We start from the raw sequence: 12,385 nt of genomic DNA on the forward strand, positions 1-12,385 counted from the left end.
CCTTATTAGACTTTTGTTTGAGGCATAAAGTGAGCGCATCAAGAAGTCGGTTCTGTTGGGACATTATGAGCTCATGGTTCCATTTCGTCATATGAAATTATAATAGACGCATTGGTCAAATTCAATTCACTGTGTGTCTGGTTTCATATTACTCACTATGGTGCATTAAATTTATGCTTGCAATTTTATTGGCGCTCAAATAGTCTGTATTAAAAATAATTATCATAAGGAATTGATATGTCACAAGCTAAAATAAATATTGATAATGTTGGAAAGACTGGTGCGCTAGTCGCACTTGGAAATACCGTTTTAGCTCCACTGTATTGGGTTGATGCAAAGTTGGGTTTGACTGCAGCAATTGTAGCGACAGGAGCATTTTTATATGGTGCGCATGAGATAGGTAAAAAAAGAAGACCTCTGCAAAATGCTGGAAATAGTTTAAATACCTTTTTTGGCGGCCAAACGGGGGATAAGAGCAATGAAGTTCATAATGCTCTTGCCAACATTGCAACTGGAGGCGCTGCCATATTTGACGAAATTATGCCCAGCGATAAAAATCATCACCGTTAGTGAGTAAGTTTTCAAATAATCTATCAAGGAAGTGTAGTATGCCTAGAGATCAAGTAAATCCCGAAAAAACGCTAAAGACTGGTGCACTCATCAGTTTCGGAAATTTATTTATGTCACCTTTTTATGCCAGATTAGGTCCATTTGCTTCATTAACTCTGACAGCCGCAGCGTTATTTGGGTTGCATGAGATAGGCAGGAGCAAGCAAGCAGGGAATGGATTTTGGGGCTTTTTTTCAAACAAGACTAATCCGAGAGTTACTGATGTAGATACTGCGATGCAACATGTCGTGGAGGGTGGTGCAACGGTATTTGATCGGATTTTTCCTCCTGGTAACAGATAAAGAAAAATTGTAGCCTGGGTGTAGCGAAACGGAACCCGGGAGAAATAATGACTTTTCCAAACCCGGGTTCCGTTTCGCTACACCCAGGCTACAATTATTTACCCCAATTTATGAATTTTAACCAACATACCAATCTGAGCATTATCCAGATAATAAACAACATCCTCTTTAAGGCGTTGTTTTTGTGAGATAGTAAATGATGATTGTGGATTACTAGGGGGGGATACTTGGAGTTTTGCATCAAAAAAATAATAACTCGCTTGCTTCACATTTAAAGTCCCTTGCATTTGCCAACCATTATGCTCGACTACCGGTAAAGCGACACTACTTTGATTATTTGCTGGTTGTCTCCACGAATAATGGGCCAGGACCTGATAGTGAGATTTACGGGTGAGTAAGTAATACTCATCACGCAAACTGGAAAATGATGGAGATAACAACCGGTAAGGCTTCCCTGATTTGTCTGCATCCGGAGCCAAAGATATAGCATGTGCACCCATGGGAATAAGTGGCGCATCGATAGCTAGTCCTGTGTTTTGATTTGGATGTGCAAATATAATTAAATCAATTTGATAGGGAGATTTGGCTAAAGCCAGGCAGGAATACAGAATGCTTATTGTTACTATGATTAATCGTTCCATGGCTCATTTATTTTTATTGTTATTATTTAGAATCGTAGTATCGTAGCCTGGGTGCAGCAAAGCGGAACCCGGGGAAACAATGGTATAAAATCCCGGGTTCCGCTTTGCTGCACCCAGGCTACGATGCTCCTATATTAGTTAGCAAGTATACCCCCTCTGGAAGAATTCACTCAACAACAATTTTAGGAAACTTGTCTGCGTAATTAATTGGTTTTTTGGTCAATTCAATCGTGCTTCTCATCGCTGTTTTAATTAAGGTATCTGTTAACTCATCGCGAACTTTAGTTGCGGTAGGAGAGCCCTCATCACAGTTTTGCCTTATACGTCCATCCAAAGGAAGTTGTCCGAGCAATGTCGTATGATGCGTAGCGCAAAGTGTTTCGGCTCCACCTGTACCAAAAATTGCTTCTTGATGTCCACACTGGCTGCAAATATGGGTGGACATATTTTCTATAATACCAAGTACATCAATGCCTGTTTTAGAAAACATATTTATTGCTTTTTGTGCATCAAGTGTTGCCACATTCTGTGGGGTAGTCACTACGATGGCTGCAGTCAATGGAATTTTTTGTACTAAAGTGAGTTGGATGTCACCCGTCCCTGGTGGTAAATCTATGAATAAATAATCCAGGTTATCCCAAAGGGTAATATCTAACATTTGGATTAAGGATTTGGCAAGCATAGGGCCTCGCCAGATTATTGCTTGTTCACTGTTTGTTAGATAGCCAATCGACATACTTTCTATTCCATGTGCTTTTGCAGGAAGGTAATGTTCGCCGCTAACTTGTACCGGTTCAGTTTTACCGAGCATTAACGGCATACTTGGACCATAGATGTCTGCGTCCAAAATGCCTACTCGCGCACCTAATCGAGCTAATGCAGTTGCCAAGTTAACGGTTATAGTGGATTTCCCGACTCCTCCTTTTCCAGAGGCTACAGCAATAGTATTTTTTACGCCACGTAAGCCTTTACCAACGAGTTGCGTTCTGTGAGGCTTAATCCATTGATTGATATGAATGGCTATCTCTTGGCCGGGAAATGCTGATTGTAGCGCTGCAAGTAATAGGGGGGTGTAATTTTCTTCAAGTAATTTACACGGAAATCCCGCTGTGAGATTGACGAGCAACTGATTATCGTCTTTTTCAAGGCTACATTGTAAATTCATTTCTTTGCCTGTAAGGCCCAGAAATGGATCTTTTAGAGTATTCATCAAGTGAATTACAGTATTTTCAGTAGTCATGGATTAGCCTTGAATGAAAAAAAGGAATGATAACGCAGAGGTGGGTCTGTTTACAATTCTACTCAATCTAGCGAATTGTAAACAGGCCCTAGGATAAAAGACTCTATGTGATGAGCATTTCGGAAGGTTCATATTGCCAATAAACCCAATGATTGCTAGAGAGGTAATAAATTCCGCAATAGATAGATAGGGGAGTTTGCTTTGATAAATAAGAACCATATTCATTCAATTGTTGCCTATGCCTTGTCACCGAAGTTTCATCTTCTTTTCCAGTTTTGAAGTCGATAATCCAGCGTTTGTCTTGATCCTCAAAAGTCCGATCAATAATCCGCGTAATCGGTCTATTTTGTTGTTCTACCAATAATTCGTATTCGTTTTGTTCCTGATGATGTTTGCTCATGATCCATAATCCTGTTTGATCCTCAAACATCCGCTTGATTTGTTCTTGCATACTGAGTAATGCATCATGCTGCATTGTTTCATCGAAGCCTAACTTCCGTAATTCATAACGGGCTAAATTCCAAGGGACTTCAGTTAGAGTTTTAGGATGATTATCACAGATCCATTGCAATAATTGATGGGTTACGATACCTATGAGTCGAGGAATAGTAGTTGTTAAAGAAGAAGACATCTTGGTATTGGGTCGGAAATCAAGTGTTTCAGATGCTTTATCTTGGTAATAATCGAGGGGTAAGCGTCCGAGTTTGGGTAAAGAAAGGTTTGTTTCTTCAGTAATGGATAAGTGCTCTTCCGTAATAAATTCTACATTTTTTAGAAGATTTCGAAATGATGTTTTAGAAGATTTTTCTGAATGATCCATTAAATACAAACGCGATTTTGCACGTGTTACAGCAACATACAGTAAGCGTTGTGCTTCATAACGGTTTTTTACTTCGTCTAACTGACTTAAGTAATCATATAAAGCACAATGGTCTTGATGTGCTGCGTGTATGGGGGACATCAGCAACAAATTACCTTGTTTTTGAGTAGGTAAGTTAAGCCAGCGTATCATCGGATTATCACCACGATTGGGTTGCGAACCCAATCCAGGTAAAAATACAGTATCAAACTCTAATCCTTTAGATTTATGAATCGTCATTACGTGTAAACGTGAGGGGGTTGCTTGTTGTGAATAGAGTTTATTGAGTTCTGAGAGAAATTCATTCATATCTGGTATGCGGCCGTCTTGTTCATAACGATCAAGTAAGGTCCAGAACTGTTCCAGGTCATTGAGTTGACTGGCATTGAGAATATGATCCATATGCAATTCTTTTAAGGTTTGGATCACCCAGACTGAAAGTTGGCTTTCATACCTTTGAGTTAGCGATTTGTGCATGACTTGAATAAAATAATCAGCCCGAATTCTTCCTTCTTCACTAAGCCCTTGGATCTTGTTTAAATGGAGCAAAGCAAAGTAAATTGATTTCTTTTTATTGAATTGGGCTATGGTATGAATATCACTTAAAGACAAGCCACAATAAGGGCTACGAAGGACTGCGAGCCAGGAGAGGCGATTTGCAGGGGTCAATAAAGCTTGGGTCAATGACCACACATCACGTAAGTGGCCTAGATTGGCTAATAAAGTAATATCTGTACCTTGATAGGGGATTTGATGCTGGCGCAAAAGATGAATGATTTCACTAAGTTGTGTTCTAGAGCGTACTAATATGGCCATAGTTTGATCAGGATAAGTGTGCAGCTCATGTTGGATGATTTCTATGAGTTTTTTTGCTTCCTGCTCCCGACTGTTAAATTGCATGGCATGAACAGCACTGCATTCTTCATTCTGAATGACATTGATACTAGGATGAAATGAAACAGCCCCAGATTCTATATCAATTTGTTTAGGGAAAATGTGGGTGAACTGATTATTTACCCAATCAACAACAGTCTGTGTTGATCGAAAATTACAGCTTAACTCCAGAGGCTGGAGTGTAACAGGTCCTACGCCTTGTTCTTTAGCACGAAAAAATAATCCTACTTCTGCTTGCCTGAAACGATAGATGGATTGCATGGGATCGCCAACGATAAAAAGAGTTCTCCCATCGCCTTTCTCCCACCCAAGAACGAGTTTTGTTAAGAGTTCAAATTGAGTAATCGAAGTATCTTGAAATTCATCAACCAGAATATGTTGCAGGGTATGATCTAAATATAAAGCTAAATCAGTAGGATTTTCTTCATTACCTAGCGCATTTAATGCTTGCTGAGATATGGCAGTGAAATCAATCTCATTGTGCTCGCTAAATAAAACGTGCAAATGGCCTACAAGAAGAGGGAGCAACAAAAACAGTGCTTGCAGGACTTCCCATTGCTCAGGGTCATATTCTGGTGCAGGTAAATTGCTGACTTGAATTAATGCCTCAAGGAAATCAGGATATTCATTCAATTCGGTGAGTAATTCCTTGCTGGCATTTTTGAGCCTTTTAAATTCATCCGGAGAACAGGCTGTACTATGTAAACCAACATGATGATCAAAACTTTTACGGAAACTCACATCACCTGTAAGTAATAGTTTACTTAAGGCAGTTGCAATTTCTTGATTTGCCTGTTGGAAGTCATACCAATCCTTGAGTGGGTATCGTGGTGAACAGGGGTTGTTTTCTATAATCGCTAATTCACGAGCACATTGAGTTAACTCCTCAGCCACATTTGTGGGGAGGCTTTGCTTGAATCGCGTTAACTCGTGTTGTTCTATAAGTTGGAGTGCACGTTCAAAAGTTGATTTTTCTTGGGCTCGTGCCTGAAATAGAGGAGCTAACCACTGATCTCTTTGAGACAGCAGTGTGGTAAAGAGTTCGAGTAACCGATCTTGGCGATTATCTACATGCAGCAAGAGTGTTTTTATTGCGTTTTGGTATTCTGGTGTCGCTAAAGCAAATTGAATGCAGCGTCGTCCTGCATTTAAATAATGACTATTAACCTTTTCTGTAATTTGTGAATAAGCAATTTGTTTTTCCAACAGAGGAATTGCCTGATTTATGCCTTGGCATAAAGAGTCAATTGTAATGACTTTTAATCGATTCGGTTGTTGTAATAAATTCCATTGGAAGAGGGCATCACGCTGAAGTGCTTCACAAGCAAAAGCAAGTGTCATTTGTTGGTGTGGTGTATCGGCTTTTTTTTTATGTGTTGCCTGTTGCAAAGCAAGCACAATGCGTTCACGCATTTCACTTGCGGCTTTACGTGTGAATGTTAATGCAATAATTTGTTCTGGGGCAGTGACCGTGCTTAATAGTCTCAAATAACGCTGAGTGAGAATTTCAGTTTTACCTGAGCCTGCTGGAGCCTGTACGATAAATGATAAGGAAGGATCTGTGGCTTGGCTTCGTTGATCACTGTCGACTAGCATTGTTTTTTATCCCTGTATGTTTTTATTTTTATTAGAACGGTGGGCACTTCCTTTCTTTAGGTTGGGCCTTGGCCCAACCTAAAGAAAGGAAGATTTATTCAATAACGATTTCTTGTGCCGGTGGGCGCAAATTGTAATGAGAACTCATGCAACGACCGTAAGCTCCAGTGTTGGCGATTAATAACACATCGCCTTCTTCTGTTACCGGTAATAATCGATCATAGCCGAGCGTGTCACCTGACTCACAGATTGGACCTACGATATGGGAAAATCCTGCTTTTTCTTCATGCAATCTGCTTAAGTTCACAATTTCATGGTATGCGCCATATAAAGAAGGTCGAATTAGAGAATTCATACCGGTTTCGATGCCTACGAATTTTACCTTACCTTTTTCTTTGCATTGAGTCACTTTGGCAAGAATTACCCCACTTTCTGCCACAAAAAATCGTCCAGGCTCAAGCCAAATTTTAATGTGTGGATAACGTGATTTTACTGCCATTAACAAGGCATCCAAATTTGCAAAATCCAATGGTTGTTGTCCTGGTTTTTCTACTATGCCTAATCCGCCGCCTAGATTAATGGATTGAACATGTGGAAATTGCTCTGTTAACGATGCGAGCATTAAAGCGGTTTGTTGCCACAATTCTGGGGTAAGAATGCCACTGCCTGAATGTGCATGTAAACCTACTACCTGGATATTATATTTTTTGGTTAATGCAACAACTTGGTCCATGTCATTTTGCGTAATGCCAAATTTTGACTCATTTCCCCCTGTGGAAACATGCTTATGATGACCAGCACCCGTGCCTGGATCAATACGGATGATGACTTCACGTTTTTTAAATAATTCAGGCCAATGCTCCAAAGGATATAAGCTATCTATGGTGACATAACAACCAATATTAAGTGCATACTCATATTCAGTTTTTGGTGCAAAATTGGGGGTAAACAGAATTCGCTTGCGGTCTATGTTAGGGAAAAGCTCTAGCACTCTATCTAGTTCTTGAATCGAAACACATTCAAAACCGATGCCCTCTTTTTCCATTGTTTTTAAAATCGATGGATGGGGATTGGCTTTAATCGCATAAAACAAGGTATCAATCGATTTTAAAGCCAGTAGCTGCTTGGCTCTGGCCGCTTGGGTTTGGCTATGATAAACATAGCAAGGCGAATTGAGCGAGGCAATGGTTAATAAACGATCTCGCTCTTTTTCCCACCACGGAATACTGCGAACAGTCGGTTTTCCGAATTCTTCATGCCAGCTTTTTGAATAATAAAAAATTTGAGGGTTGTTTTCTATGAGCAAATGATGCAGCTTTTGGCATAATTGATTTGCTTGGGATTCATCAACAACAAATGTGAGGTTCAAATCATTGGATGCAAGTGACATTAAATAGACTTGTTTGGCTTCAAACACTTCTAAAGCTGGGCCAAGCTGTGGCAAAACTGTTCTAATGTGATGACCAACGAGACTTACTGCACTACAGGGTTCAATGAGTTTTGCTCGACCAAATTGATTTAATTCCGCTAATAAAGCATTAATTGCTGGTCGGTCATGTATTTTACTGTTGATATCGAGCGATAAAGTAACGTTAAACTCAGAAGAGGAGAGTAAGTCTACAGAAAAACCATGATGTTTAAAGGCGGTAAATACATCAGATAAAAATCCAACTTGTTGCCACATGTGTAAGGTATCTATAGAGATTAAGAGGATACTGTTTTTAATCTGAATGGATTTAATGAGTGGTGCTGTTTCATCAATATCTTTAGTAATGAGTGTTCCTGAATGTTCCGGCATTTGTGTAAATTTGACGGACATTGGAATATTGGCACGACGAACAGGGGGGATGCAATTGGGGTGCAATACTTTAGCGCCCATTGTCGCAATTTCCTGCGCTTCATCGTAGTTTAATTTCTTCAATAAACGTGCTTGTGGCAGTTGATGAGGATTGGCTGTATAAATTCCTGGAACATCAGTCCAAATTTCACAAGCTGCAGCTTGGAGTTTACCGGCGAGCAGGGCAGCTGAAGTATCTGAGCCTCCTCGTCCTAGCAAAACGGTTTCTCCTTGCGGATTTGCAGCAAAAAAACCTTGAGTAATGATGGCTTGGGCGCCGCTGGAGATAAATTTTTCAACTAATTCGGGAGCGTATTCACTCTCACAACGCGCTGATAAATAATTCGTAGCCCCTCCATCAGGAAAAGGTGTACTGATTAAGAGTTCACGCGCATCATACCATTTGCAATGAATTCCTTGTTTTTCGAGAAAAGCATGGCCTAGGCGAGTCATCATCAGTTCGCCCATACTCAAAATTTCCGCATGAGTTTTTGCGGGAGCTTGCTTTAATAAAGCAATACCAGTGAGCCATTGTTCTAATTGAAGCAAATCTTTGGCAATTAACTCCGGATCAACTTCAAGTTGCTCTGCAAGATTGAGATGTCCATTACGAATATCAGTCAAAATACTCTGATGTTCATTGATTAAAGCAGCCTCGATGGCTTTCTCAAGTTTGTTAGAAATTTGCGTCAGTGCAGAGCAGACAATAACCGGTTGTACTCCAGAACTTATATGCTTTTTAGTAATGGAAAAAATATTATTCCACGTGTTGCGAGTTGAAACACTGGTACCACCAAATTTAGTGACTATTTGCTGCATGATTCATTTCCGCTCAAAATTAATACACATTACCATGGAGGGGAGGAGAAGCACAAGTCTCTAGAGCACTAATTAAGAATTGCACGACGATATTATTCATTAATTAACCATGATGGATTTAATTATATCACTATGGATTAATATTCATTACTTATTGAATCTAAATAAGAAAAAGGTATTTTGAAGGTGTTTCTAATGATTTGAAAACAGGGTACACTCGCTGTTTAGCGGACGTATTTTATTCAAATTTTGGATTATGTTTTTTAAGGAGTAATAAGGAGTGAAAAATATGCACAAACCTTTAAGAACACTAGTTAACGCTGCTGTTATTAGTGTTCTAGCTGCTGGTGGAGTTCATGCAGCTGGATTCTCTCTATATGGAGAAAGCGCCGGATATACAGTGGGTAACTATGCCGCTGGTTCTGCAGCAGAAGCAGCCGACGCATCAACAGGTTGGTATAACCCTGCTGGTTTAGCTTTACTTCGTGAGCAGCAAGTAGTTTTGGGTGGTATTGGCATATTTCCTACTCTGAAAATGGATGGCTCGAGCGCATTTACTACAACTACGGGTCTTCCTCCACCTTTTCCTCCAGTTGTTCAATACGAACAAAATTTTGAAGGTGTAGATGGTAGTTATAATGCGTTTGTTCCTTCATTTCATTATGCTTTGCCTTTAGGTGAGCGTACTACGTTCGGTTTAAGTGTTACTGCTCCATTTGGATTAGCTACGGATTGGGCTCCTGATTCTCCAGTACGCTATTCAGCGACGTACACCGAAATTTTAACTACTAATATTTCGCCTGAATTAGGTACTCGACTCACGGAACATTTTGCATTAGGAGCAGGTCTTGATCTGCAATGGGCTCGTGCTAAATTCAATCAAATGATTGGTGCACCGACTCTTTTCCTGCTTCTTGATGAGGATCCTGCTTCAGTTGACACTTTAAGTTATAACAAAGCTTCATCTTGGGGCGTTGGATTTCATGTTGGGGTGATGGGAATGTTTAATGACAATCACACACGCATAGGTCTTAATTACCAATCGCGAGTGCGTCATGTTTTCTATGGACATAGCCGTTTATCTGGGATATTGGCTAATAATAATTTTGAGTTGGTTTTCCCAATATTACCGCCTTCAGCATCTCGAACAAATAATGATTTATTTAGCAACCCACAAGAATTTCCAGATGTCCTTACATTAAGTGCTTATCAAGACATCAATGAGCGGCTGGCTTTATTAGGATCGGTTGTCTGGACAGGCTGGGGTGTCTTTAACGACATCCAATTGAATAATGTTGCTGTTCCCAATATCGGGGCACCACCATTTTTTAACGTGACTCAAGCAAATATTAATACTAATGTAATACAAGACTACCATGATTCTTGGCGTGTTGCTCTTGGTGCCAATTATCGTGTGAATCCAAAATTAATGTTTCGTGTAGGTGGTGGTTATGATCAGACTCCAACACCGGATGCATTTAGAAATGTTCGTTTACCAGACGTTGATCGTTGGGCAATTGCTGTGGGTGCTCATTATCAATGGCGACCCAATGTTGGTATTGATGTAGGGTATACTCACTTGTTTGCTGGAGCTAAGCCGGATGTTGATACGCTTCAGGTGTTGTCACAAACTTCTACGTACAGTGTAGATATTAATGACGGTCATTTTGCGGCTGATCTAGTAGGTGCTCAATTGACATGGATTATTGATAAGATTCCTGAAGTGCCAACAAAATAAGCATCAAAATATATTGAATCGGTAAAAAGCCACTTAAAGTGGCTTTTTTATTTTATCTGTTTAAGCATATATGGGTTGTGGAAGGTCTTTAGCCTTGTGCTTTCTAATGTATGGATGCTTGATGAGTTTGATGGAGGAATGGAGGCGGAATTCGCCTCCTAGCGTATCTATGGAAAAATTATCTTTTCTCAATGGTCGCTTCACCCGCTCCGTTTACAGTCAGAGTATATCCGTTCTTTGATAGAGATTTTGGGGTGATATCACCAGTATCAAGATCCATATGAACCTCACCGACTTCTATGGGATTAGCAGTATTAGTGGCCATTTTAATTACTGCTGCGCATTGCTTGCCCGTTGTATGTCCATAGCAGGCTAATTTTACGAGATTCCAATAAACTTTTTGTGTTGAATTAGCTGCAGTTGGGTAAGCGGAAGGTACGCCTGCTATATAAGCGTTTGATTCTTCAGGAGTTTTGTTATGGGTAATTAAATAAGCTGGACTAGCAAAAGCTGTTATAGCACTTAAACTTAAAGCAACTGCTGAAAAACCTTTAAATATTAAATTCATTATATCTTTTTCTCCGTTTAATTATAAATGATTGGTCAGAGGTATCATCCCTCAATAAGTCTACAGAAAATGTACTGCTCTAAACCAATCGGCTTTTCTACATCTTTAAAACGCACCAAAGAGTATATAGTAAAATAGCTTAGTGTCTATCATCATTAGTCTTAGGCAATAATGACTTACCAACACTAAGATGATTTATTCTGACTTAATAAGCGTGCGATATCCTTGGCAAAGTAAGAAATAATAAAATCTGCACCTGCACGTTTTATAGCCGTTAAACTTTCTATTATGGCGTGTTCTTCATTGATGAGTTTGTTTTGAGCGGCTATTTTAATCATTGAATATTCACCACTTACCTGATAAGCACAAAGGGGCACTTCAGGAAAATGTTGTTTTAGTCTTGCGATAACATCCAGGTAAAATCCGGCAGGTTTAACCATCATCATATCAGCTCCTTCCTCAAGGTCTAACGCTGTTTCTCTTAGGGCTTCAGCACTATTAGCCGGATCCATTTGATAGGCCTTACGATTACCGAATTTTGGTGCGCCTTGTGCTGCCTCTCTAAAAGGTCCATACAAGCAAGAGCAATATTTTGCGCTGTAACTTAAGATAGGGATATGCTGATATCCTTGGGCATCCAATGCTTCGCGAATCGCACTTACCATTCCATCCGTCATGCCGCTAGGAGCTACCCAATCAGCACCAGCTTTTGCATGACTTACCGCTTGTTTTGCAAGAAAAGTCAATGTCTTATCGGTATCAATACATTCGCCATTGAGTACACCACAATGTCCATGATCAGTATATTCACAAAAACAAAGATCAGTAATAATTAAGATGTCTTTATTCACAGTACGAATTTTCTTTATCGCTTTTTGAATAATTCCTTCATGATTAAATGATTCGCTACCATATGCATCTTTATGCTTGGGAATACCAAACAGAAGGACCGCTGGTATACCCAAAGAACCAAGTAATTCAATTTCCTTTGGAATGCAATCGAGGCTTAATTGAAATTGACCAGGCATTGCACTTATTTCTTGAGGCTTATTTAGTAATTCGCTAATAAATAATGGAGCGATAAATTGCTGAGGATGCAAGCGCGTTTCTTTAACTAAAGCACGAGACATCGCACTACTTCTTAAACGAGTCAACCTTAAGGGTATATTGTAATCGGTCATGGAATTAATCCTGTTATTAGTTTTAAAAAGCTCAAATCTTAATCCGAGATATTTTAACACAATGACTGTAGCCTGGGTGCAGCGAAGCGTAACCCGGGATT

The 12,385-nt window shown here is 39.7% G+C and carries 9 protein-coding genes; 3 read left to right on the plus strand and 6 right to left on the minus strand.

All coding sequences use genetic code 11. From position 1 onward, the window contains the following. The first annotated feature begins 237 nt into the window (after positions 1-237). Positions 238-570: a hypothetical protein gene (locus tag Lstg_RS00535; protein ID WP_058475713.1), complete on the plus strand. Its 333-nt coding sequence runs from the start codon at positions 238-240 to the stop codon at positions 568-570. A 38-nt stretch (positions 571-608) separates the two neighbouring features. Then, positions 609-911: a hypothetical protein gene (locus tag Lstg_RS00540; protein ID WP_058475714.1), complete on the plus strand. Its 303-nt coding sequence runs from the start codon at positions 609-611 to the stop codon at positions 909-911. A 98-nt stretch (positions 912-1,009) separates the two neighbouring features. Here the strand turns inward: Lstg_RS00540 and Lstg_RS00545 are convergent, their stop codons facing one another. From Lstg_RS00545 to Lstg_RS00560, 4 genes are all read right to left on the minus strand, one after another. Beyond that, positions 1,010-1,552, minus strand: coding sequence for a CsiV family protein (locus tag Lstg_RS00545; RefSeq protein WP_058475715.1), 543 nt, complete (start codon positions 1,550-1,552; stop codon positions 1,010-1,012). A 166-nt stretch (positions 1,553-1,718) separates the two neighbouring features. Further along, positions 1,719-2,792 carry an iron-sulfur cluster carrier protein ApbC gene (gene apbC, locus Lstg_RS00550; protein ID WP_058475716.1) on the minus strand — a complete coding sequence of 358 codons (1,074 nt, stop codon included), beginning with the start codon at positions 2,790-2,792 and terminating at the stop codon, positions 1,719-1,721. A gap of 103 nt (positions 2,793-2,895) precedes the next feature. Beyond that, on the minus strand, positions 2,896-6,141 hold the full coding sequence (locus Lstg_RS00555) for a UvrD-helicase domain-containing protein (protein WP_058475717.1): 3,246 nt from the start codon (positions 6,139-6,141) through the stop codon (positions 2,896-2,898). A gap of 94 nt (positions 6,142-6,235) precedes the next feature. Next, positions 6,236-8,797, minus strand: coding sequence for a bifunctional aspartate kinase/diaminopimelate decarboxylase (locus tag Lstg_RS00560; RefSeq protein ID WP_058475718.1), 2,562 nt, complete (start codon positions 8,795-8,797; stop codon positions 6,236-6,238). Between the two features lie 280 nt (positions 8,798-9,077). Here Lstg_RS00560 and Lstg_RS00565 point away from each other — a divergent pair, with 280 nt between their 5' ends. Further along, the gene (locus Lstg_RS00565) at positions 9,078-10,535 is read left to right on the plus strand and encodes an OmpP1/FadL family transporter (RefSeq protein ID WP_058475719.1); all 1,458 of its coding nucleotides are present in this window, start codon (positions 9,078-9,080) and stop codon (positions 10,533-10,535) included. A 178-nt stretch (positions 10,536-10,713) separates the two neighbouring features. Here the strand turns inward: Lstg_RS00565 and Lstg_RS00570 are convergent, their stop codons facing one another. Continuing rightward, complete coding sequence (locus Lstg_RS00570) at positions 10,714-11,103, minus strand: hypothetical protein (protein WP_058475720.1); 390 nt, start codon at positions 11,101-11,103, stop codon at positions 10,714-10,716. Positions 11,104-11,288: 185 nt separating this feature from the next. Further along, on the minus strand, positions 11,289-12,284 hold the full coding sequence (gene hemB / locus Lstg_RS00575) for a porphobilinogen synthase (RefSeq protein ID WP_058475721.1): 996 nt from the start codon (positions 12,282-12,284) through the stop codon (positions 11,289-11,291). Positions 12,285-12,385: the final 101 nt, after the last annotated feature.

This window comes from Legionella steigerwaltii, assembly GCF_001468065.1.
Lineage (GTDB): Bacteria > Pseudomonadota > Gammaproteobacteria > Legionellales > Legionellaceae > Legionella > Legionella steigerwaltii.